Below are 20,895 nucleotides of genomic sequence, written 5' to 3' on the forward strand. Positions count from 1 at the left end.
CTCAGGCGAATCAGAAGTTTTCCGGGCTCTTGGCCTTTTCCCGGGCGCTCTCGCGGCTTACCAGCCCCTTGGACACCAGCCCCTTGAGGCACATGTCGAGGGTCTGCATGCCGAGCGAGCCGCCGGTCTGGATGGCGGAATACATCTGCGCCACCTTGTCTTCGCGAATCAGGTTACGGATGGCCGGGGTGCCGATCATGATCTCGTGGGCCGCCACCCGGCCGCCGCCGATCTTCTTCAGCAGGGTCTGGGAAATCACCGACTGCAGCGATTCGGAGAGCATGGAACGGACCATGGACTTCTCCTCGGCGGGGAACACGTCGACCACCCGGTCGATGGTCTTGGCCGCGGAGGTGGTGTGCAGGGTGCCGAACACCAGGTGGCCGGTTTCCGCGGCGGTCAGCGCCAGGCGGATGGTTTCCAGGTCGCGCATCTCGCCCACCAGGATGATGTCCGGGTCTTCACGCAGGGCCGAGCGCAGGGCTTCGTTGAAGCCGAGCGTATCGCGGTGCACTTCCCGCTGGTTGATCAGGCACTTCTTCGACTCGTGGACGAACTCGATCGGGTCTTCCACGGTGAGGATATGGTGGTACTTGGTGCTGTTCAGGTAGTCGAGCATCGCCGCCAGGGTGGTGGACTTGCCCGAACCGGTGGGGCCGGTGACCAGCACCAGGCCGCGGGGAACGTCGGAGATCTTCTTGAAGATCTCGCCCATTCCCAGGTCCTCCATGCTCAGCACCTTGGAGGGAATGGTCCGGAACACGGCGCCGGCGCCGCGGTTCTGGTTGAAGGCGTTGACCCGGAAACGCGCGACGCCAGGAACTTCGAAGGAGAAGTCAGTCTCGAGGAACTCCTCGAAATCCTTGCGTTGCTTGTCGTTCATGATGTCGTAGATCAGCGCGTGGACCTGCTTGTGGTCCAGGGCCGGCAGGTTGATCCGGCGCACGTCGCCATCGACGCGAATCATGGGTGGCAGGCCGGCCGAGAGATGCAGGTCCGAAGCGCCCTGCTTGGCGCTGAAGGCAAGCAGCTCAGTAATGTCCATGGGGCTCCCCAATTCGAAGCAAACGGTTTGCAGACCGCTGAATGATCACTGCGCCGGGCTTGCGGCTGTCGAAGCCGACCGGCCTGGCCGTCGCTCGCTACATTTTTCAGCGGCAGTTAGAATGCCGCAGACCCCACTCAGGCCGGGCTGTAGAGCGCAGGTAATGTCCACGATAGCAGACAATATTGCAAAGGTTCGCGCGCGTATCCGTGAGGCGGCGCAAGCCTCCGGGCGAGAATTTTCCAGTATCGGCCTGTTGGCCGTGAGCAAGACCAAACCCGCAGTCGCGATCCGCGATGCGTTCGCCGCAGGAATCGTCGATTTCGGCGAAAACTACCTGCAGGAAGCCCTGACCAAGCAAACCGAGCTGACTGACCTCGCGCTGACCTGGCATTTCATCGGTCCGATCCAGTCGAACAAGACCAAATCCATTGCCGAACATTTCCACTGGGTGCACTCGGTGGATCGCCTGAAGATCGCCGAGCGCCTCTCCGCCCAGCGCCCCGCCGGAATGCCGCCGCTGAACATCTGCCTGCAGGTGAACGTCAGCGGCGAAGCCAGCAAGTCCGGCTGCACCCCCGAAGAGCTGCCCGCCCTGGCCGCCGCAGTGAGCGAACTGCCGAACCTGCGCTTGCGCGGCCTGATGGCCATCCCGGAACCGACTGATGATATGGCGGAGCAACACGCCGCCTTCGCCCGCCTGCGCCAGTTGCAGGCGACACTGAACCCCTCCCTGGACACCCTGTCCATGGGCATGAGCCATGACCTCGAAGCGGCCATCGCCGAAGGCGCCACCTGGGTGCGGATCGGCACCGCGCTGTTCGGCGCCCGCGATTACGGCCAGCCCTCGCATTCATAAGGAAGCATTGATGAGCACTCCCCGCATTGCATTCATCGGCGCCGGCAACATGGCCGCCAGCCTGATCGGCGGCCTGCGCGCCCAGGGCGTCGCCGCCGACCATATCCGCGCCAGCGACCCCGGCGCAGAGCAGCGCGCGAAAGTCGCCGCCGAGCACGGTATAGAAGTGGTGGAAAGCAACGCCGACGCCGTTAAAGGTGCCGACGTGGTGGTTCTGGCAACCAAGCCGCAAGTCATGAAAGCCGTTTGCCAGGCCCTTGCGCCCAGCCTCGTGGACGGCCAACTGGTGGTTTCCATTGCCGCCGGCATCACCTGCGCCAGCCTGGCCTCCTGGCTCGGCGCCCGCCCGATCGTGCGCTGCATGCCCAACACCCCGGCGCTGGTCGGCCTGGGCGCGAGCGGCCTGTACGCCAACGCCGAAGTCAGCGCGGCCCAGCGTGAGCAAGCCGAGCAGCTGCTGTCCGCCGTGGGCATCGCGCTCTGGCTGGAGGATGAGAAGCTGATCGACGCGGTGACCGCCGTATCCGGCAGCGGCCCGGCCTACTTCTTCCTGCTGATGGAAGCGATGACCGCCGCCGGTGAAAAACTCGGCCTGCCCCGTGCCACCGCCGAACAGCTCACTCTGCAAACCGCCCTGGGCGCCGCGCGCATGGCAGTTTCCAGCGACGTCGACGCCGCCGAGCTGCGCCGTCGCGTCACCTCGCCCAATGGCACCACCGAAGCGGCGATCAAGACTTTCCAGGCCGGCGGCTTCGAAGCCCTGGTGCAACAGGCCCTGAACGCCGCCGACCGGCGTTCGGCCGAACTGGCTGAACAACTGGGCCAATAAGGAGCTTTCGATGACCGGACTCAACACCGCCGCCATCTACGTGATTCAGACCCTCGGCAGCCTCTACCTGCTGATCGTCCTGCTGCGTTTCATCCTGCAGCTGGTGCGCGCTGACTTCTATAACCCCCTGAGCCAGTTCGTGGTGCGCGCCACCAAGCCGCTGCTCAACCCGCTGCGCAAGATCATCCCCGGATTCGGCGGGCTGGACCTCGCCTCCCTGGTGCTCGCCATCCTGGTCCAGCTGCTGCTGATGATCATCACCCTGACCCTGATGGGCTACGGTGTCGGCGGCTACCTGCTGCAACTGCTGATCTGGTCGATCATCGGTGTCACCTCGCTGTTCCTGAAGGTGTTCTTCTTCGCCCTGATCATCAGCGTGATCCTCTCCTGGGTCGCGCCGGGCAGCTACAACCCCGGCGCGCAGTTGGTGAACCAGATCTGCGAACCGCTGTTGATGCCGTTCCGCAAGCTGCTACCGAACCTCGGCGGCCTGGATATCTCGCCGATCTTCGCTTTCATCGCGCTGAAACTGCTGGACATGCTGGTGATCGGCAATCTGGCCGCCATGACTGGCATGCCGCAGATCCTCAGCCCATTCCTGTGACCTGGTACCGCTGGGCAGGCGAGGATTTGGTCCTCGACTGCCATCTGCAGCCCAAGGCGAGCCGTGATGAGTTCGCCGGGCTGCACGGTGAGCGCCTGAAGATCCGCCTTACCGCCCCTCCGGTGGAAGGCCGGGCCAATGCCCACCTGATGGCCTTCCTCGCGGAGGCCTTCGGGGTCGCCAAGAGCCAGGTAAGCCTGGAAAGCGGTGAACTGAATCGCCAGAAACGGGTGCGCATCCAGCGTCCGCGAACCCTCCCCGATCTGCCCGGATTGACCGCTCGGCAACCCTGACCGACCTTAAGGCGGGCATCGTCTGCCCGGCAATTGACGGCCATTCCCCAAGGCGCATAATGCCGATCAATGACAGGCTGGCACTGTGCCTTTACCTCGTCCCGGAGCCGATCTCCGGCGGGCGTGGTGCGACCACCGGTCGTCGCGACAACCCGATTCGAGTTTCATCCATTCCCGTAACGCAGGAAGCGTGTTCGCGAGGAGAGCCTGAATGAGCATGGAGCGTCTCAGTCAGCAAGTCGATGCCTACGTCGCCTGGAAGCGTGAGCTATTGCGGGAGATCACCCGCTATAGAAGCTGGCTTGAACACAACCGGCTGAACTCCGATGCGCTCTCCGCCAAGCTGGAACGGGCACAGCGCCTGCTCCGCACCGACCACATCACCCTGGCCTTCGTCGGCGAGTTCTCCCGCGGCAAGACCGAGCTGATCAACTGCCTGTTCTTCTCCGAGTTCGGCCAGCGCATGCTGCCGTCCCAGGCCGGGCGCACCACCATGTGCCCCACCGAGCTGTTCTACGATCCGCGCTCCGAACGCTCCTATATTCGCCTGTTGCCGATCGAGTCACGCATGGCCGAGGCCAGCGTCTCCCAGTTCAAGCGCGCGCCCCGACACTGGGTGAACATCCCGCTGGACCCGAGCGACCCGGACAACATGATCCAGGCCTTCACCCAAGTGGCGCGGACCAAGCCGATGCCGGTGGAACAGGCCATCCAGCTCGGCTTCCACCCGGACATGCTCGACCCCACCGGCCGCCCCGGCGAAGTGCTGGTGCCGGCTTGGCGCCACGCCATGGTCAACTTCGATCATCCGCTGCTGCGCCAGGGCCTGCGCATCCTCGATACCCCCGGCCTGAACGCCCTCGGCAGCGAACCGGAACTGACGCTGTCGATGCTGCCCGCCGCGCAGGCCATCGTCTTCCTGCTCTCGGCGGATACCGGCGTCACCGCCAGCGATATGGACGTCTGGCAACAGCACATCCGCCAGTTGGACGAAGACACCCAGTCCCATCTGTTCGCCGTGCTGAACAAGATCGATGTGCTCTGGGACGACCTCGCCGGCGAGAGCTTCGTGCAGAACGCCATCCGCCGCATCCAGGAAACCACTGCCCGCCAGCTCGGCATCCGCAGCGATGAAGTGCTGCCGCTGTCGGCCAAGCAGGCGCTGCTGGCCAAGGTGCGCAACGATGGGGAGCTGCTCCAGCGCAGCCAGATCGGCGCACTGGAAGAGCTGCTCTGCGACCGGATCGTCACGCAGAAGGAGCGCCTGATCGAAGATCACGTGGCGCACCAGATGATGTCCCTGCTGCAGAACAGCCTGCATGTGCTCAACCTGCGCCTGGAAAAGGTACGCGAGCAGCAATCGATGCTCGACAGCCACCAGCAGGACAACGGGCAGATGCTCTTCGAGCTGACCGCACGCACCAAGCAGGATCACGCTCTGCACCACCGTCGCCTGCTCGGCCTGAAGACCAACCAGCGCCTGCTCAAGCGCCAGGGCGACGCCCTGCGCAACGCCGCCCGCACGGAGCGCCTGGAAGAACACCTGGCGCGGCTGCGCCGCGAGCTCACCGGCAGCTGGACCACCGTCGGCATCAACCAGGGCATCCTGCACTTCTTCCGCTCCGTCGCGCTTGATCTGCACAACCTCGAACACGAGGCCGAAATGGCCAACAAGATGGTTGCGGCCATCTACCGCCGGCATAACGAAGAGAACCCGCTGAACGGGGTCGACGCCCCGCAGTTCAACGTGCAGCGCTATCTTCGCGAGCTCGGCCAGCTGCGCTCGAAGGCCGACCAGTTCCGCCTGCATCCCAAGACCCTGCTGACCGAGCAACGCCAACTCGGCAAGCGCTTCTTCGACACCCTGGTGCAGGAAGTCATCGGTATGCACCAGCGCCTGCGCCTGGAAGTCGCGCAATGGGCCGGTGATGCGTTGATGCCGCTGATGCAACACACCCTGGAGCACAAGCAGCTCCTGGAAACCCACATGCTGCGCCTGAAGGCCCTGGCCCAGGAAACCCAGCTCACCCGCCAGCGCGGCCAGCAACTGGAGCGCTACACCGAGGAACTGGAGCAGCAGATCAGCGAAGCCAACGAAATGCTCCGGGCTTTCCGCCTGCCCTCGCCGATGCAACGCATGGGCAAGGTGGTCAACCTGCCGGTGGCCCCCCGCAAACAGCAGGGTGGCGAGTCCGCCTGAACGCCCGCCGCGCCTGATTATTCAACGCTTTAGCCGCCGCCCCCTGCGCTTGCCGCAGGGGGCGGCGCTCTTTAGACTGGCGCCCTTCCCAGATTGAGAGCAGGGTCGCGATGCCCACCGCCATTCCCGCAGATTCCGTCGGCCTGGTCAGCCCCCAGGTGCAGCGCTTCAGCGAACCGCTGGCACTGGCCTGCGGCCGCAGCCTCGCCGACTACGAACTGGTCTATGAAACCTACGGCGAGCTGAACGCCGACCACAGCAACGCAGTGCTGATCTGCCACGCGCTCTCCGGCCACCACCACGCTGCCGGTTACCACAGCATGGAAGACCGCAAGCCGGGCTGGTGGGACAGCTGCATCGGCCCGGGCAAGCCCATCGACACCCTGAAATTCTTCGTCGTCTGCCTGAACAATCTCGGTGGCTGCAACGGCTCGACCGGCCCCTCCAGCACCAACCCGGCCACCGGCACCCCCTTCGGTGCCGACTTCCCGGTGATGACGGTGGAAGACTGGGTAAACAGCCAGGCGCGCCTCGCCGATGCCCTGGGCATTCAGCAATGGGCCGCCGTGGTAGGCGGCAGCCTGGGCGGCATGCAGGCCCTGCAATGGACCATCAGCTACCCGGACCGCGTGCGCCACTGCCTGGCCATCGCCTCGGCGCCCAAGCTCTCCGCGCAGAACATCGCCTTCAACGAGGTGGCGCGCCAGGCCATCCTCACCGACCCGGACTTCCACGGCGGGCACTTCAAGGACCAGGGCGTGATCCCCAAGCGCGGCCTGATGCTGGCGCGCATGGTCGGCCACATCACCTACCTGTCGGACGACGCGATGGGTGAGAAATTCGGCCGAGGCCTGAAGAGCGAGAAGCTCAACTACGACTTCCACAGCGTGGAATTCCAGGTGGAAAGCTACCTGCGCTATCAGGGCGAAGAGTTCTCCGGGCGCTTCGACGCCAACACCTACCTGCTGATGACCAAGGCGCTGGATTACTTCGACCCGGCCGCCGCCCATGACGGCGACCTGGCCCGCACGCTGGCCGGCGCCAAGGCGGATTTCTGCGTGATGTCCTTCACCACCGACTGGCGCTTCTCCCCGGCCCGCTCGCGGGAAATCGTCGACGCCCTCATGGCGGCGCGGAAGAACGTCAACTACCTGGAAATCGATGCCCCCCAGGGCCACGATGCCTTCCTCATGCCGATTCCGCGCTACCTCCAGGCCTTCAGCAGCTACATGAACAGGATTGCGGTGTAACCCATGCGTGCCGACCTAGAAATCATCCAGGACTGGATTCCCGCCGGCAGCCGGGTGCTCGACCTCGGCTGCGGCCGTGGCGAGTTGCTGGCCTGGCTGCGCGACAACAAGCAGGTCAGCGGCTATGGCCTGGAGATCGATCCGGAAAACATCGCCCACTGCATCGACCGCGGCGTGAACGTGATCGAACAGGACCTGGACAAGGGTCTGGGCAATTTCGCCAGCAACAGCTTCGACGTCGTGGTGATGACCCAGGCGCTGCAGGCCGTGCACTACCCCGACCGCATCCTCCAGGAAATGCTGCGGGTCGGTCGCGAATGCATCATCACCTTCCCCAACTTCGGTCACTGGCGCTGCCGCTGGTACCTGGCGCGCTACGGCCGTATGCCCGTGTCGGAGTTCCTGCCCTACACCTGGTACAACACGCCGAACATCCACTTCTGCACCTTCAAGGACTTCGAGGCACTGTGCCGCGACATGCAGGTGAAAGTGCTCGACCGACTCGCCGTGGACAACGAGCACCGGCACAACCTGCCCAGCCGCGTTTGGCCTAATCTGTTGGGTGAGATCGGTATCTATCGCGTCAGCGGTCCGAGCCTGACGGATCACCGCGTCGCGGTCTGAATCAAAGGAGGCAAAACCATGCGTCGTCTAGCCCTGTTCCTTTTCGCCCTTTGCCTGGCGCTGCCGGCAGCCGCTGAGCGCAAGCAGACCTTCGGCGACCTGGACGTGCACTACAACGCGTTCAACTCCAGTTTCCTGCAGCCGGACATCGCCGCCGCCGTGGGCCTGACCCGCAGCAAGACCCAGGGCGTGGTCAACGTGGCCGTGCTCAAGGCCGGCAAGGCCAGCACCGCGCAGGTCAGTGGCCAGGTGAAGAACCTGCTGGGCCAGGTCACGCCGCTGCAGTTCAAGCAGATCAGCGAGGGCGAGGCCATCTATTACCTCGCGCAGTTCCCCTTCAACGAGCGTGAAATGCTCAATTTCACCCTCAACGTGCAACGCGGAGGCGAAGCCGCCCACAGCTTCAGCTTCGACCAGGAATTCTTCCCCGACGAATGATGCCTTTCAACGAACTGGTGCTGGCCAGCCACAACGCCGGCAAACTCAAGGAACTCCAGGCCATGCTCGGCGACAGCGTGAAAGTGCGCTCCATCGCCGAGTTCAGCGACGTCGAGCCGGAAGAAACCGGCCTGTCCTTCGTTGAGAACGCCATCCTCAAGGCCCGCAACGCGGCCAGGGTATCCGGCCTGCCAGCACTGGCCGACGACTCCGGTCTGGCGGTGGATTTCCTCGGCGGCGCGCCGGGCATCTACTCGGCACGTTACGCCGATGGCAAGGGTGACGCGGCGAACAACGCCAAGCTGCTCGACGCCCTGCGCGATGTCCCCGAAGCCGAGCGCGGCGCGCAGTTCATCTGCAGCCTGGCCCTGATGCGCCATGCCGATGACCCGCTGCCGATCCTCTGTGAAGGCATCTGGCGCGGCAGCATCCTGCTCGAAGCCCGTGGCGAGCACGGTTTCGGCTACGACCCGCTGTTCTGGGTTCCTGAATGCGGCTGCTCCAGCGCCGAACTGTCCCCCATCGACAAGAACCAGCTCAGCCACCGCGCCCGTGCCATGGCCCTGCTCAAGCAGCGGCTGGGGATATGAAAAGCACGGCGTCGCACCCGGAGGCTGGAAACCAGGCCATCGGTTTCCAGCTCCCGCCCCTGGCGCTCTATGTCCATATCCCCTGGTGCGTGCGCAAGTGCCCCTACTGCGACTTCAACTCCCATGCCGCCGGCTCCGAGCTGCCTGAAGAGGCCTATATCGATGCCCTGCTGGCGGACCTGGACCAGGACCTCGGACATGTCCACGGTCGCTCGCTGACGTCGATCTTCTTCGGTGGCGGCACGCCCAGCCTGTTCAGCGCCAATGCCATCGGCCGGTTGCTCGATGGCGTGGAGCAGCGGGTGCCCTTCGCCCGCGATATCGAGATCACCCTCGAGGCCAACCCCGGCACCTTCGAGCAGGCCAAGTTCGCCGCCTACCGGCAGCTCGGCATCAACCGCCTCTCGATTGGCGTGCAGAGTTTCCAGGAAGCCAAGCTGAAGGCCCTGGGGCGCATCCACAACGGCGACGAAGCCGTGCGCGCTGCGGACATGGCGCGCAAGGCCGGATTCGACAATTTCAACCTGGACCTGATGCACGGCCTGCCGGACCAGTCCATGGAAGATGCCCTCGAAGACCTGCGCACGGCCATCGCCCAGGGTCCGACGCATCTCTCCTGGTACCAGCTGACCATGGAGCCGAATACTGTGTTCTGGAACCAGCCGCCGGAGCTGCCCGAGGACGACATCCTCTGGGACATCCAGGAGGCCGGCCAGGCACTGCTGGCCGAACAGGGTTACGCGCAATACGAAGTGTCCGCCTATGCCCGCGACGGCCAACGCGCACGGCACAACCTCAACTACTGGAGCTTCGGCGACTTCCTTGGCATCGGCGCCGGCGCCCACGCCAAGATGAGCAGCCCGGAAGGCCGGATCATCCGCAGCTGGAAAACCCGCCTGCCGAAGGACTATCTGGATTCCGCCAAGCGCTTCCAGGCCGGCGAACGCCACCTCGACCACGACGAGCTGCCCTTCGAATTCCTCATGAACGTGCTGCGCCTCACGGACGGCGTGCCCGCAGACCTGTTCACTCAGCGCACCGGCATGCCGCTGGCCAGCCTGGCGGCAGCGCGCAGCGAAGCCGAGGCCCGTGGCCTGCTGCTGAAGGACCCGCAACGCCTGGTTGCCACCCATGAAGGCCAGCTGTTCCTCAACGACCTGCTGCAGCATTTCCTACCTTGACGGGCGCACCACGGATTTGGAATCGTCTGCCCCCGAACCATTTCGCCAAGGACCCTCTGGATGGAAGTCGTACTGGATCTGATCGCCACCCTTTCGCGCTGGAGCCGTGGCCACCTGCACGATATCGCCCTGGCCATCATGGCCACCGTCCTGGTGCTGTTCGGGCCCGCGCTGAACGCCTGGGTACAACAGCGCATCGGTAGCCTCAACTTCCTCTTCCGCACCCTGCTCTTCGTGCTGCTCTGCGCGGTGGGCTACGGCCTGGCGATGATCTACCTGACGCCCTGGCTGGCCAAAGGGCTGGGCTACTTCAACAACTACACCCTGGCGCCCGTCCTGCTACTAGTCTTCTTCGTGATCGGCGTGATCGCCGATCGCAACTAGGATCGGCGGCTCCCGGCCGCCACCGCCGGGAGCATGCCCATGAAACCGATCAAGCACCTCTACCTGCACTTCCAGGACGGCCAGCGCCTGGCCCTGCGCTTTCCCCAGCAAACCGCCGACCCGGTGGAAGTGGCCAGGGGCTTGCGCCGCCAACTGGAGTCCCCTTTCCTCAGCATCGAGGTGGATGGCGACCTGCTGCTGATCCCACGGGAAAGCATCAAGTACATGCAGATCAGCCCCGCACCCCCGGCCCTGCCGGATGCGACGTTGACTGGGGCGGAGCTGATCAATTAGCGGCGCCTTCCGGATGGGTGGAGCACGCTTCGCCGCTCGGGGTCTGGAAAGACATCCGCTGGTGGATGTGAAAGACGACATCCACCCTTGTGGGAGCGAATTCATTCGCGAAAATGGGTTCGCAGCGAGCCGCCGGAAACTACCCTCTCCCCCGGCCCCTCTCCCAGAAGGAGAGGGGTGACTTTCGGCACACCGTCGACGCAGTCCTGTAGGGGCGAATTTATTGGCTGTGTCGGCATTACGTGTTGCAAGTAGCTGCACTGCCCATAGGAGCTGGCTTGCCAGCGAATGGCCCCGTTTCGCTAGCAAGCTAGCTCCTACAAGGCTCCTGGACCGATGACCGATCTCTGGCAACATCTAACGCAGACATAGCGAATTTATTCGCCAAGCAGGGCAAAGCCCTGCCCTGTAAGCGAATTCATTCGCGATTGAAATCGCTCCCACAGGGCTGTGGCGCCTGGAAGACGCCCATTAAAAAGCCGCCCCGAGGGGCGGCTGGGATGGCCAGGCAGGCCGGAATCAGTTGCCTTCGCGCCGTAGCGCCTGGGGAGTGAAATCCCTCGGGCTGAGCGGGGCGTTGAAATCATACATGGGTTCGTTGTTGTCGAGACCGTCGACAAAGTAACGATCGCCCACGAAATCGTAGATGGTTTCCAGCGTACTGCCGAACATCGGTGCATCGTAGTAGCTGATCGGATGGCTTTCCTGCATGCCGCTCAGGTGTCCGTCCTTGTCATAAAGATCAACGGCCAGAATCTGCCAGCTGTCCTCGTCCAGGTAGAAACGACGCTTGGCGTAGGGATGGGTGAAGCCCTTGCGCAGGGTCGCTTCCACCACCCAGACACGATGCTGCTCATAACGCAGCAGGTCAGGATTCACGTAGCTGGACTTGAGGACCTGCTCGTAGGGGATGCCCTTCTGGTGCACGGCGTAGCTGTTGTAGGGCACCAGCATTTCCTGCTTGCCGAGCAGCTGCCATTCGTAACGATCCGGCGCGCCGTTGTACGAGTCCACCACGTCGGCCGTGGCCAGGCCATTGGTGTCGGGCTGCAGGGTGTCGTACGCCAGCATCGGCAGACGACGGACACGCCGTTCGCCGCGATTGAAGCGCCAGGCCTTGCGGATCGACAGCACCTGGTCGAGGGTTTCCTGCACCACCAGCGCCGAACCGGACAGCTTGGCCGGAGCGACGACGCGGTACTTGTAGAAGAACAGCGTGTTCTCCAGGTTGCCCGGGGTCATGCCGTCGCGGCCGTAGACGAAATAGATGTCCCGTTCCAGCTTGAGCAGGTTGTAGCTGCCGTTGGCCAGGACGGCGGCCTGGTTGGTGGTGAAGTGAATCTGCTCGCCGCGATAACGCAGGATATGGTTCCAGATGGCTTCCAGGCCGCTCGCCGGAATCGGGAAGGGAATGCCGGCCGCGGCGCCCTCGACGCCGTTGCCACCGGCGATCAGCGAACCGTTCACGGCATTCGAGCGGGTGGCGTCATAGATGCGCTGCGGCGCCGCAGCGCTGCGATGGGTCGGGAAGACCCGCAGCTTGTATTCCGGATGCTCCTGCAGCAGGGCCTTGTACCCCGGCGTCAGGATCTGCTCGTACTGGGCGAGGTTGCTGCCGTCAATGACGAAGCGCGGGGCCTCACCGGCATAGGGATCAGGGTGGTGCATGCCCGGCTGGTAGCCAGCCGGCGGGGTGGCCAGACCACCGTCCCAGGCCGGGATGGTGCCGGCGGCATTGCCGGCTCGCTCACCGCCGAGGGGCGTGAGGTCCTGCCCGAGACGGGCGGCCTGGGTAGCGTCGACTTTGGCCTGGGCTTGCAGGGCGCAGCCGGCCAGGAGCAGATATCCGAATGTTCTCAACAACACAGCCTTCTCCTCACGACGTAATGGGCATTACGTCGCTCTTATTCTTATGCCGCCCGCTCAATGGGCAGGCGTTGCTATCGTCGGATCAGGTGAGGTGCCGGGTTATCCCGGTCTAGTCAGGTGTATCGGTGCGCCGCTGGACGGCGCCCGATCAATCGATGCGCTGGAACTTGAGATCCCAGACGCCATGGCCAAGACGCTCGCCGCGGCGCTCGAACTTGGTGATGGGGCGTTCTTCCGGGCGCGGAACGTAACGGCCGTCCTCGGCCAGGTTGCGGTAACCCGGCGCAACGCTCATGACTTCCAGCATGTGCTCGGCGTAATGCTCCCAGTCGGTGGCCATATGCAGCACACCGCCGACCTTGAGCTTCTGTCGTACCAATTCGGCGAACGCGAGCTGGACGATCCGCCGCTTGTGGTGACGGGACTTGTGCCAGGGATCGGGGAAGAACAGCAGCAGGCGGTCCAGGCTTGCATCCGCAACGCAGTCACGCAGCACTTCGAGCGCATCGCAGCTGTATACACGGATATTGGACAGGCCCTGGGTCATGGCGCCATTCAGCAGGGCGCCAACCCCCGGACGGTGAACTTCGACACCAATGAAATCCTGCTCGGGTGCGGCGGCAGCCATCTCCAGGGTGGCATGGCCCATGCCGAAGCCGATCTCGAAGGTACGCGGCGCACTGCGACCGAACAGGGCGTCGAAATCCTGCGGACCGTCAGCCAGTTCCAGGCCGTACTTCGGCCAGCCCTGGTCGAGGCCACGCTGCTGGCCTTCGGTCATGCGCCCGGCACGCATCACGAAACTCTTGATGGTGCGGTGGTGGCGCGTTTCGTCGGCGGCAGCCGGCGAGCCCTGTTCTTCAATCATGTTCGCGAAACCTGTAAATAAAATTCAGAACCTGCTCGATCTTGCGAGCTAGAACCATGCAAGGCAAAAACAGGTGAGGAAGCGGAGTTTACAGGCTGTAAATGAGCATTACTCGCTTCGCTCGCCCTTCGGGCCGCGCTAAAGCGCGTTAGCCGCAAGCGGCTTTCCGAGCCTGTTTTTAACGCCGCAGGGCCGACGCGCAGCTGATCGCGGATTCTCAGCGGATCAGACCATCCAGCGGCGAGGACGCACTGGCGTAGAGTTTGCGCGGCATACGCCCGGCCAGGTAGGCGAGGCGACCGGCAACGATGGCGTGCTTCATGGCCTCGGCCATCATCACGGGGTTCTGCGCGTGGGCGATGGCGGTGTTCATCAGCACGGCTTCGCAACCCAGTTCCATGGCGATGGTGGCGTCGGACGCAGTGCCGACACCGGCGTCGACCAGCACCGGAACCTTGGCTTCTTCGAGGATGATGCGCAGGTTCCAGGGGTTGCAGATACCCATGCCCGAGCCGATGAGGCCGGCCAAGGGCATCACGGCGATGCAGCCCATCTCGGCCAGCTGGCGGGCGATGATGGGATCGTCGCTGGTGTAGACCATGACGTCGAAACCGTCCTTGACCAGCTGCTCAGCAGCCTTGAGGGTTTCGACGACGTTGGGGAAGAGGGTCTTCTGGTCAGCCAGGACTTCCAGCTTGACCAGGTTGTGGCCATCCAGCAGCTCACGGGCCAGGCGGCAGGTGCGCACGGCTTCCTCGGCGTTATAGCAGCCGGCGGTGTTCGGCAGGATGGTGTACTTGTCCGGCGAAATCACGTCCAGCAGGTTCGGTTCGCCCGGGTTCTGGCCGATGTTGGTGCGGCGCACAGCCACGGTGACGATCTCGGCGCCGGAAGCCTCGATGGCAACGCGGGTTTCTTCGAGGTCCTTGTACTTGCCGGTGCCCACCAGCAGACGCGATTCATAGGTGCGGCCCGCGAGGGTGAAGGGCTTGTCGATCGGCGTTTGGCTCATGCTGGACTCCTGGCGGGCAGAGGGAATTGCTTGATACGCGAAACAGGTGCTGCGGATGGTGCGGCTGGGCAGGTTGAAACCCGCTCTACTAGCCGCCGCCGATGGCGTGGACCACCTCGATGCGGTCGCCTTCGCGCAGGGCGGTGGAGGCGTGCTGGCTGCGCGGCACGATATCGAGATTGAGTTCGACCGCGACGCGGCGGCCGGCGAGGTCCAGGCGGGAAATGAGGTCCGCGACGGTCTGGCCATCGGGAAGCTCGAAGGATTCGCCGTTCAACTGAATGCGCATGACGGATCAGTCACAACTGGAAAAGGGGACGGCATTCTAGCCCGATAGCCGCGCGGCACCAAGGCAAAAGGGCGCCATTCGTCCCGCAATTTGACGCCACGGTCAAGTTAGCGACTCGCCAGGTTCCAGGCCGAGAGGCCCAGGCACAGCCAGCCAACCAGGAAGGCCAGGCCACCGAAGGGCGTGATGATGCCAAGCTTGCCGATTCCACTCAGGGTCAGCAGGTAGAGGCTGCCGGAGAACAGCAGGATACCGAGGGCGAAGAAGCCGCCCGCCAGGTTCACCAGTCGACCGGGAGCGTGCAGCGCCAGCAGGGCCACGCCGAACAGCGCCAGGGCGTGGATCAACTGGTAGTGGGTGCCGGTCTGGAACACCGTCAGGTACTCGGGCGTCAGCCTGCTTTTCAGCCCGTGGGCGGCAAAAGCGCCAAGGGCCACCCCGGTGAAACCGGCGAATGCGGAAAGCAGCAGGAACAGACGCGCCATGGGGACTCCAGACAGAGGAAGGACGGCCGCTATAATGGCGCGCAAATTTCCCTGGGCCAAGCCAGCATGTTCAGCACCATTCGCCGCCGCCTGTTCAAATTGCTGCTCTGGTTCGCGGCGGCGTCCGTGTTGCTGGTGATCCTGTTCCGTTGGGTGCCGCCGCCCGGCTCGATGCTGATGGTGGAGCGCAAGATCGAGTCGTGGATCGACGGCAAGCCGATCGACGTCAAGCGCGACTGGGTGTCCTGGGATGAACTGCCGAATGATTTGAAGATCGCGGTAATCGCCGCCGAAGACCAGAAGTTTGCCGAGCACTGGGGCTTCGACATCCCGGCCATCCGCAAGGCCTTTGCGCACAACGAGCGCGGCGGTTCGGTCCGTGGCGCCAGCACCCTCAGCCAGCAAGTGGCGAAGAATCTATTCCTCTGGTCCGGCCGCAATTGGGTCCGCAAGGGTCTGGAAGTCTGGTTCACCGGCCTGATCGAATTGTTCTGGCCGAAGCACCGAATCCTCGAGGTCTACCTGAACAGCGTCGAGTGGGGCAACGGCGTGTTCGGCGCCGAAGCCGCAGCCCGCCAGCATTTCGGCGTCCATGCCACCCGCCTGTCCCGCCAGCAGGCAGCCTTGCTGGCGGCCGTTCTACCGAATCCGCGTAGATGGAGCCCTTCAAGGCCAAGCGGTTATGTCGCGACCCGCGCTGGCTGGATTCGCCGACAAATGAGTCAACTCGGCGGCAGCAGCTACCTGCAACAACTCTGAGGCCGGACCAGTAGGAGCCAGCTTGCTGGCGAAGAAAGGTGCCACCCCGCTTCGCGAGCAAGCTCGCTCCTAAAGGGGCCGCGCGCCCTCCCTCAATCACTCAGTCCTTCATCGCCTCGCGCGGCACCAGGTGCAGGAGCTGCACCTTGCCTTCCAGCAGGTGTGCGCTGAGCCCCTGCTGGGGGTAGATCCACGCCTCGCCCTCACCGGTGCGCAGGCGCAGTCGGGGTGGCCCGATGCTGGCGGCCAGCCGCGCGGCCGATACTTCGGCCATGGGCACCATGTTCAGCACGGCTACCCGGTGTCCGCCCAACTGCTCCAGCATCTCGCCACTCAGAGGTTGCTCGTCGGTGCCTGCGCCCAGGGCCTTGGACAGGCTGCTGCGTTCGCCATCGCTCAGCTCCAGCTCGCCCTCAAGGCGCCAGACGCCCTCTTCCCGCTCCTGCTCGGTGCGGTAGATCAGACGCGGACCTTCCGCACGCGGTTGCAACCAGAGTTCCCCCGGCGCCAGCTCCGCCAATTTCTCCAGGGGCAGGTCACCTTCGGCCATGGGCACGATCACCGATTCCTGCCAGTCCTGCAGCCAGGGCAGCGGCTCGGCGCGGTCGGACTGCTTGCTCATCCATAGCGCCAGGGAAAAGAACAGCACGGCGACCGAGGCGAACAGCAGCCAGTGGCTGGTGCGCAGGGACGGCATGGGCATGGTGGTTTTCTCCAGACAGAAAAAAGCCGCACCGAAGTGCGGCTTTTCCGGGTTTCAGCGTCACGCCTGAATGAAGCCCTTGAGCTTGTTCATGGCGTTCTTCTCCAACTGGCGAATACGCTCGGCGGAGACGTTGTACTTGGCTGCCAGGTCGTGCAGCGTCGCTTTCTCCTCGGCCAGCCAACGCTGGTGGAGGATGTCGCGGCTGCGCTCATCCAGGCCGTCCAGCGCTTCGTGCAGATTGGCGGTGGAGCTGTCGCTCCAGTCCGCTTCCTCCAACTGACGCGCCGGGTCGTAGCGGTGGTCTTCCAGGTAGTGCGCCGGAGCCTGGAAGGCAGCGTCGTCGTCAGCATCCGCCGCCGGGTCGAACGCCATGTCCTGGCCGGTCAGCCGGCTTTCCATCTCGCGCACTTCATGGGGCTCGACACCCAAGGTGTTGGCCACTGCATGGACTTCATCGTTGTTCAGCCAGCTCAGACGCTTCTTCTGGCTGCGCAGGTTGAAGAACAGCTTGCGCTGCGCCTTGGTGGTGGCGACTTTGACGATTCGCCAGTTGCGCAGGATGAATTCATGGATCTCGGCCTTGATCCAGTGCACAGCGAAGGACACCAGGCGCACGCCCATTTCGGGGTTGAAACGCTTGACGGCCTTCATCAGGCCGACGTTGCCTTCCTGGATCAGGTCGGCCTGGGCCAGACCGTAGCCGGAATAACTCTTTGCGATGTGCACGACGAAGCGCAGGTGCGCCAACACCATTTGCCGTGCCGCTTCCAGATCTTGTTCGTAGAAGAGGCGTTCGGCCAGTTCGCGCTCCCGCTCGACAGTCAGCAGCGGGATGCCGTTGACCGCATGCACGTATGCCTCCAGGTTCGCACCGGGGGCCAGGGCATAGACAGGTTGCAGGGAAGTGGTCATGCGAATCCTCCGATTCACTAAAGCTCGCGCAGTGTAGCACTGGCCTATATGACTGCAAGGGGGTGTAAAAGTTTCCTTACACCCCTCGCAACACCCGCGAAAACCGATGGGTTCTAACGCGGCGCCAGCTCACTGAGATGACGGGCGACGGCCAGCCAGGCGCCAATGTAGCCCAGCAGGACAGCGCCCAGAAGCAGGGATAGACCATCGGCTAGTGGTACGCCCACGAGCGCGAAGTCGCTGCCGTAGAGACCGGCCAGACGGACGACGGCATCGTTCAGCCAGTCCAGGCCATAGGCGAGCACCAGCCAGGCCAGCAGGCCCGCGCCGGTACCGTAGAGCGCGCCCATATAAAGGAAGGGACGACGCACATAGCTATCGGTACCGCCCACCAGCTTGATCACCTCGATCTCGGTGCGGCGGTTCTCGATATGCAGACGAATGGTGTTACCGATGACCAGCAGCAAGGCCAGGATCAGCAGCACCGCCAGGCCGAAGACGAAACGTTCGCCCAGCTTGAGGATCGCCGACAGGCGCTCGACCCAGACCAGGTCCAGTTGCGCCTGTTCGATGCCGGACATTTCCGACAGACGTTGACGCAAGGCCTCAAGGGCCGCCTTGTCGACTTCCTTGGGGGTCACCAGGATCACGCCGGGCAGCGGGTTCTGCGGCAGTTCCTTGAGCGCCTCGCCTAGACCGGATTGCTGCTGCAGCTCGGCCAATGCCTGCTCGCGACTGATCCATTCGGCCTCGGCAACATCCGGCATGCCGGCGATTTCATCCCGTAGCTTCTGCCCCTGGGACTCGCTGGCATCCATTTTCATGAACAGGGAAATCTGCGCCGCACGCTGCCAGGACCCACCCAGCCGCTCCACGTTGCTGAGGAGCAGGGACAGACCCATGGGCAGGCTGAGGGCGATCGCCATCACCAGGCAAGTGAAGAAGCTGCCCACGGGCTGGCGACCCAGGCGACGCAGGCTGTCCACCAGGCTGGCGCGGTGGCTCTCCAGCCAGGCATGCAGCAGGGTTTTGAAATCCGGGCCGTCATCGCCCTTCTCCGGCGACTCGACGTGGCGGGGCGAAGCCCCCACACGCTCGGCGGGCTTCGGCGGCGGCATCTGCTTGGCGCTCATCAGACCGCCTCCCCGTCGCCGATCAGGCGGCCACGTTGCAGGGTGAGCAGACGGTGGCGCATGCGCGCAATCAGCGCCAGGTCGTGACTGGCGATCAAGACAGTGGTGCCCAAGCGATTGATGTCCTCGAATACACCCATGATCTCGGCGGCCAGGCGCGGGTCCAGGTTACCCGTGGGTTCGTCCGCCAGCAGCAAGGCCGGGCGGTGAACGACGGCGCGGGCAATGCCCACGCGCTGTTGCTGGCCGGTGGACAGGTCGGCCGGATAAAGCTCGGCCTTGTCGGCCAGGGATACACGCTCCAGCGCCACGCTCACGCGTTTGGCGATCTCCGCCTTGGACAGGCCGTGGATCTGCATCGGCAGGGCGACGTTGTCGAACACGCTGCGGTCGAACAGCAGTTGGTGGTTCTGGAAGACGACGCCGATCTGGCGGCGCAGGAAAGGGATCTGCGAGTTGGTGATGGTCGACAGGTCCTGCCCGGCTAGCAGCAGCTTGCCGGTAGTGGGTCGCTCCATCGCCAGCAGCAGGCGCAACAGCGTGCTTTTACCGGCGCCGGAGTGGCCGGTGACGAAGAGGAACTCGCCGCGGCGTACGCGGAAGCTCAGTTCGTGCAGGCCGACGTGGCCGTTTGGATAGCGCTTGCCGACCTGCTCGAATCGAATCATGCGGACTCCCGCTCTGCGAAGAGGGCCTTGACGAAGGCGTCGGCTTCGAAGGTACGCAGGTCGTCGATGCCTTCACCCACACCGATGTAGCGGATCGGCAGGCTGAATTGCTTGGCCAGGGCGAAGATCACCCCGCCCTTGGCGGTGCCGTCCAGTTTGGTCAGCGCCAGGCCGGACAGGTTGACCGCCTGGTGGAACTGCTTGGCCTGGTTGATCGCGTTCTGGCCGGTGCCGGCGTCCAGCACCAGCAGCACTTCGTGGGGAGCGGTCTCGTCCAGCTTGCCGATCACGCGGCGCACCTTCTTCAGCTCCTCCATGAGGTTGTCCTTGGTGTGCAGACGGCCGGCGGTATCGGCGATCAGCACATCGACGCCCCGGGCCTTGGCGGCCTGCACGGCATCGAAGATCACGGAAGCGGAGTCGGCGCCGGTGTGCTGGGCAATCACGGCGATGTTGTTGCGCTCGCCCCAGACCTGCAGCTGCTCGACCGCAGCGGCGCGGAAGGTGTCACCGGCGGCCAGCATGACTTTCTTACCGTCGAGCTGCAGCTTCTTGGCCAGCTTGCCGATGGTGGTGGTCTTGCCGACGCCGTTCACGCCGACCACGAGGATCACGTAGGGCGCGCTGCCACTCTCGATCTTCAGCGGTTGTTCGACCGGACGCAGCAGAGCCGCCAGTTCGTCCTGCAAGGCCTTGTAGAGGGCGTCGGCGTCAGCCAGCTGCTTGCGCGCGACCTTCTGGGTCAGGCTCTGGACGATGGCAGTGGTGGCTTCCACACCCACGTCGGCGGTCAGGAGACGGGTCTCGATTTCATCCAGCAGGTCGTCGTCGATGGCCTTGCGGCCGAGGAACAGGCTGGCCATGCCTTCGCCAATGCTGGCGCTGGTCTTCGACAGTCCCTGCTTGAGGCGGGAGAAGAAGCTGGCCTTGGCGGGCTCGGTCTGGACGGCGAGAACGGGGGCCGGCTCGACTGCAGGAGCGGGTGCGATCACCGGCGCCGGCTCTTCTGCCACGGGTGCAGGTGCAGGTGCAGGTGCAGGTGCAGGTGCAGGTGCAGGTGCAGGTGCAGGTGCAGGTGCAACAGCCTCGGCGACTACCGGCGCCTCGGCAATCACGGGAGCGGGCGCTTCGGTCACGACCGGAGCGGGCGCGGAGACTTCGACAGGCGCGGGCGCTGGTGCCGGTGCCGGTGCCGGTGCCGGTGCCGGTGCCGGGACTTCGGCTACGACCGGAGCCGCTTCGGGGACCGGGGCCGGAGCCGTTACGGGCTCAGCGACAGGCTGGGCAACCGGAACAATTTCAGGCGTGGGCGCAGGTGCGGCCGGCGTCTCTGCCTCGACAGGAGCAACCGGTTCCGCCGGAGCGACGGGAGCGGTTTCCTGGGGCTTTTTGCGCAGCCAGCCGAACAAGGATTTCTTTTCCCCGGCCTGGGCCGGAGCTTTCTTGTCGTCGTTGGAACCAAACATGAGTCGATTGCATCTCAAGGGAGCGGCCGTACTGGCTCTATGCCGGCCAGCTTCGCCGCCCCGGGAAAGGATGGGGTATCCTAGCACCTCTTCGCCCGCAGGCGGTACGACCGCCGGGGCCGTCCGATAGGTCAAGA

At 64.3% G+C, this 20,895-nt stretch carries 24 protein-coding genes; 13 read left to right on the forward strand and 11 right to left on the reverse strand.

The window, feature by feature from the left end; translation table 11 throughout:
* Positions 1 to 10 precede the first annotated feature (10 nt).
* Positions 11 to 1,045, reverse strand: a complete 1,035-nt coding sequence (pilT, locus tag DM872_RS05600) for a type IV pilus twitching motility protein PilT (RefSeq protein ID WP_077524152.1) — start codon at positions 1,043 to 1,045, stop codon at positions 11 to 13.
* Between the two features lie 163 nt (positions 1,046 to 1,208).
* Here pilT and DM872_RS05605 point away from each other — a divergent pair, with 163 nt between their 5' ends.
* From DM872_RS05605 to DM872_RS05660, 12 genes are all read left to right on the forward strand, one after another.
* Positions 1,209 to 1,904, forward strand: coding sequence for a YggS family pyridoxal phosphate-dependent enzyme (locus DM872_RS05605; RefSeq protein WP_179058521.1), 696 nt, complete (start codon positions 1,209 to 1,211; stop codon positions 1,902 to 1,904).
* 10 nt (positions 1,905 to 1,914) lie between these two features.
* Entirely contained in the window at positions 1,915 to 2,733 is an 819-nt protein-coding gene (gene proC / locus DM872_RS05610) for a pyrroline-5-carboxylate reductase (RefSeq protein WP_179058522.1), read from the forward strand.
* A gap of 10 nt (positions 2,734 to 2,743) precedes the next feature.
* A complete protein-coding gene (locus DM872_RS05615; RefSeq protein WP_179058523.1) occupies positions 2,744 to 3,337 on the forward strand; it encodes a YggT family protein in 594 nt (197 codons plus the stop codon).
* On the forward strand, positions 3,334 to 3,630 hold the full coding sequence (locus DM872_RS05620; RefSeq protein ID WP_179058524.1) for a DUF167 domain-containing protein: 297 nt from the start codon (positions 3,334 to 3,336) through the stop codon (positions 3,628 to 3,630). The genes DM872_RS05615 and DM872_RS05620 overlap by 4 nt, the downstream gene beginning before the upstream one ends.
* Positions 3,631 to 3,841: 211 nt before the next feature.
* Positions 3,842 to 5,830 (forward strand): dynamin-like GTPase family protein, encoded by a 1,989-nt coding sequence (locus tag DM872_RS05625; protein ID WP_179058525.1) that lies wholly within the window; start codon positions 3,842 to 3,844, stop codon positions 5,828 to 5,830.
* Positions 5,831 to 5,940: 110 nt separating this feature from the next.
* The gene (gene metX, locus DM872_RS05630) at positions 5,941 to 7,080 is read left to right on the forward strand and encodes a homoserine O-succinyltransferase MetX (protein WP_179058526.1); all 1,140 of its coding nucleotides are present in this window, start codon (positions 5,941 to 5,943) and stop codon (positions 7,078 to 7,080) included.
* Positions 7,081 to 7,083: 3 nt separating this feature from the next.
* A complete protein-coding gene (metW, locus tag DM872_RS05635; RefSeq protein WP_179058527.1) occupies positions 7,084 to 7,704 on the forward strand; it encodes a methionine biosynthesis protein MetW in 621 nt (206 codons plus the stop codon).
* Positions 7,705 to 7,722: 18 nt separating this feature from the next.
* Entirely contained in the window at positions 7,723 to 8,142 is a 420-nt protein-coding gene (locus tag DM872_RS05640) for a DUF4426 domain-containing protein (protein ID WP_179058528.1), read from the forward strand.
* Positions 8,139 to 8,732 (forward strand): RdgB/HAM1 family non-canonical purine NTP pyrophosphatase, encoded by a 594-nt coding sequence (rdgB, locus tag DM872_RS05645; protein WP_179058529.1) that lies wholly within the window; start codon positions 8,139 to 8,141, stop codon positions 8,730 to 8,732. The genes DM872_RS05640 and rdgB overlap by 4 nt, the downstream gene beginning before the upstream one ends.
* A complete protein-coding gene (gene hemW / locus DM872_RS05650) occupies positions 8,729 to 9,913 on the forward strand; it encodes a radical SAM family heme chaperone HemW (RefSeq protein WP_179058530.1) in 1,185 nt (394 codons plus the stop codon). Before rdgB ends, hemW begins: the two co-directional genes overlap by 4 nt.
* A 60-nt stretch (positions 9,914 to 9,973) precedes the next feature.
* Entirely contained in the window at positions 9,974 to 10,297 is a 324-nt protein-coding gene (locus DM872_RS05655; protein ID WP_120653596.1) for a DUF3392 domain-containing protein, read from the forward strand.
* 39 nt (positions 10,298 to 10,336) lie between these two features.
* A complete protein-coding gene (locus DM872_RS05660; protein WP_179058531.1) occupies positions 10,337 to 10,591 on the forward strand; it encodes a hypothetical protein in 255 nt (84 codons plus the stop codon).
* 519 nt (positions 10,592 to 11,110) lie between these two features.
* Here the strand turns inward: DM872_RS05660 and DM872_RS05665 are convergent.
* From DM872_RS05665 to DM872_RS05685, 5 genes are all read right to left on the reverse strand, one after another.
* Positions 11,111 to 12,454, reverse strand: a complete 1,344-nt coding sequence (locus DM872_RS05665; RefSeq protein WP_179058599.1) for a DUF1329 domain-containing protein — start codon at positions 12,452 to 12,454, stop codon at positions 11,111 to 11,113.
* 154 nt (positions 12,455 to 12,608) lie between these two features.
* A complete protein-coding gene (gene trmB / locus DM872_RS05670; RefSeq protein WP_179058532.1) occupies positions 12,609 to 13,328 on the reverse strand; it encodes a tRNA (guanosine(46)-N7)-methyltransferase TrmB in 720 nt (239 codons plus the stop codon).
* Positions 13,329 to 13,545: 217 nt separating this feature from the next.
* Positions 13,546 to 14,340 carry a thiazole synthase gene (locus DM872_RS05675; RefSeq protein WP_077524138.1) on the reverse strand — a complete coding sequence of 265 codons (795 nt, stop codon included), beginning with the start codon at positions 14,338 to 14,340 and terminating at the stop codon, positions 13,546 to 13,548.
* 88 nt (positions 14,341 to 14,428) lie between these two features.
* Positions 14,429 to 14,629 (reverse strand): sulfur carrier protein ThiS, encoded by a 201-nt coding sequence (gene thiS, locus DM872_RS05680; protein ID WP_179058533.1) that lies wholly within the window; start codon positions 14,627 to 14,629, stop codon positions 14,429 to 14,431.
* A 107-nt stretch (positions 14,630 to 14,736) separates the two neighbouring features.
* Positions 14,737 to 15,114 carry a DUF423 domain-containing protein gene (locus tag DM872_RS05685; protein ID WP_179058534.1) on the reverse strand — a complete coding sequence of 126 codons (378 nt, stop codon included), beginning with the start codon at positions 15,112 to 15,114 and terminating at the stop codon, positions 14,737 to 14,739.
* 66 nt (positions 15,115 to 15,180) lie between these two features.
* Here DM872_RS05685 and mtgA point away from each other — a divergent pair, with 66 nt between their 5' ends.
* Complete coding sequence (mtgA, locus tag DM872_RS05690; RefSeq protein WP_179058535.1) at positions 15,181 to 15,873, forward strand: monofunctional biosynthetic peptidoglycan transglycosylase; 693 nt, start codon at positions 15,181 to 15,183, stop codon at positions 15,871 to 15,873.
* 100 nt (positions 15,874 to 15,973) lie between these two features.
* On the opposite strand, the gene DM872_RS05695 is transcribed toward mtgA, so the two are convergent.
* The 5 genes from DM872_RS05695 to ftsY form a co-directional block, all read right to left on the reverse strand.
* A complete protein-coding gene (locus DM872_RS05695) occupies positions 15,974 to 16,576 on the reverse strand; it encodes a hypothetical protein (protein WP_179058536.1) in 603 nt (200 codons plus the stop codon).
* Between the two features lie 60 nt (positions 16,577 to 16,636).
* Complete coding sequence (gene rpoH, locus DM872_RS05700) at positions 16,637 to 17,491, reverse strand: RNA polymerase sigma factor RpoH (RefSeq protein WP_179058537.1); 855 nt, start codon at positions 17,489 to 17,491, stop codon at positions 16,637 to 16,639.
* A 113-nt stretch (positions 17,492 to 17,604) separates the two neighbouring features.
* Complete coding sequence (gene ftsX, locus DM872_RS05705; RefSeq protein ID WP_179058538.1) at positions 17,605 to 18,624, reverse strand: permease-like cell division protein FtsX; 1,020 nt, start codon at positions 18,622 to 18,624, stop codon at positions 17,605 to 17,607.
* Positions 18,624 to 19,292 (reverse strand): cell division ATP-binding protein FtsE, encoded by a 669-nt coding sequence (gene ftsE, locus DM872_RS05710; protein ID WP_179058539.1) that lies wholly within the window; start codon positions 19,290 to 19,292, stop codon positions 18,624 to 18,626. Before ftsE ends, ftsX begins: the two co-directional genes overlap by 1 nt.
* Positions 19,289 to 20,758, reverse strand: coding sequence for a signal recognition particle-docking protein FtsY (gene ftsY / locus DM872_RS05715; RefSeq protein ID WP_179058540.1), 1,470 nt, complete (start codon positions 20,756 to 20,758; stop codon positions 19,289 to 19,291). The genes ftsE and ftsY overlap by 4 nt, the downstream gene beginning before the upstream one ends.
* Positions 20,759 to 20,895: the final 137 nt, after the last annotated feature.

Origin of the sequence: Pseudomonas taiwanensis, assembly GCF_013393345.1 — a bacterium.
GTDB lineage: Bacteria > Pseudomonadota > Gammaproteobacteria > Pseudomonadales > Pseudomonadaceae > Metapseudomonas > Metapseudomonas resinovorans_C.

Excerpts from the sequence above, each read along its gene's own strand:
- DM872_RS05695 (WP_179058536.1), bottom strand. The coding sequence starts at position 16,576 with ATGCCCATGCCGTCCCTGCGCACCAGCCACTGGCTGCTGTTCGCCTCG.
- rpoH (WP_179058537.1), bottom strand. The coding sequence starts at position 17,491 with ATGACCACTTCCCTGCAACCTGTCTATGCCCTGGCCCCCGGTGCGAAC.
- ftsE (WP_179058539.1), bottom strand. The coding sequence starts at position 19,292 with ATGATTCGATTCGAGCAGGTCGGCAAGCGCTATCCAAACGGCCACGTC.
- ftsY (WP_179058540.1), bottom strand. The coding sequence starts at position 20,758 with ATGTTTGGTTCCAACGACGACAAGAAAGCTCCGGCCCAGGCCGGGGAA.
- ftsX (WP_179058538.1), bottom strand. The coding sequence starts at position 18,624 with ATGAGCGCCAAGCAGATGCCGCCGCCGAAGCCCGCCGAGCGTGTGGGG.
- DM872_RS05615 (WP_179058523.1), top strand. The coding sequence starts at position 2,744 with ATGACCGGACTCAACACCGCCGCCATCTACGTGATTCAGACCCTCGGC.
- rdgB (WP_179058529.1), top strand. The coding sequence starts at position 8,139 with ATGATGCCTTTCAACGAACTGGTGCTGGCCAGCCACAACGCCGGCAAA.
- mtgA (WP_179058535.1), top strand. The coding sequence starts at position 15,181 with ATGTTCAGCACCATTCGCCGCCGCCTGTTCAAATTGCTGCTCTGGTTC.
- DM872_RS05660 (WP_179058531.1), top strand. The coding sequence starts at position 10,337 with ATGAAACCGATCAAGCACCTCTACCTGCACTTCCAGGACGGCCAGCGC.
- hemW (WP_179058530.1), top strand. The coding sequence starts at position 8,729 with ATGAAAAGCACGGCGTCGCACCCGGAGGCTGGAAACCAGGCCATCGGT.
- metX (WP_179058526.1), top strand. The coding sequence starts at position 5,941 with ATGCCCACCGCCATTCCCGCAGATTCCGTCGGCCTGGTCAGCCCCCAG.
- DM872_RS05640 (WP_179058528.1), top strand. The coding sequence starts at position 7,723 with ATGCGTCGTCTAGCCCTGTTCCTTTTCGCCCTTTGCCTGGCGCTGCCG.
- DM872_RS05605 (WP_179058521.1), top strand. The coding sequence starts at position 1,209 with ATGTCCACGATAGCAGACAATATTGCAAAGGTTCGCGCGCGTATCCGT.
- DM872_RS05625 (WP_179058525.1), top strand. The coding sequence starts at position 3,842 with ATGAGCATGGAGCGTCTCAGTCAGCAAGTCGATGCCTACGTCGCCTGG.
- DM872_RS05655 (WP_120653596.1), top strand. The coding sequence starts at position 9,974 with ATGGAAGTCGTACTGGATCTGATCGCCACCCTTTCGCGCTGGAGCCGT.
- proC (WP_179058522.1), top strand. The coding sequence starts at position 1,915 with ATGAGCACTCCCCGCATTGCATTCATCGGCGCCGGCAACATGGCCGCC.
- DM872_RS05685 (WP_179058534.1), bottom strand. The coding sequence starts at position 15,114 with ATGGCGCGTCTGTTCCTGCTGCTTTCCGCATTCGCCGGTTTCACCGGG.
- DM872_RS05675 (WP_077524138.1), bottom strand. The coding sequence starts at position 14,340 with ATGAGCCAAACGCCGATCGACAAGCCCTTCACCCTCGCGGGCCGCACC.
- trmB (WP_179058532.1), bottom strand. The coding sequence starts at position 13,328 with ATGATTGAAGAACAGGGCTCGCCGGCTGCCGCCGACGAAACGCGCCAC.
- pilT (WP_077524152.1), bottom strand. The coding sequence starts at position 1,045 with ATGGACATTACTGAGCTGCTTGCCTTCAGCGCCAAGCAGGGCGCTTCG.
- thiS (WP_179058533.1), bottom strand. The coding sequence starts at position 14,629 with ATGCGCATTCAGTTGAACGGCGAATCCTTCGAGCTTCCCGATGGCCAG.
- metW (WP_179058527.1), top strand. The coding sequence starts at position 7,084 with ATGCGTGCCGACCTAGAAATCATCCAGGACTGGATTCCCGCCGGCAGC.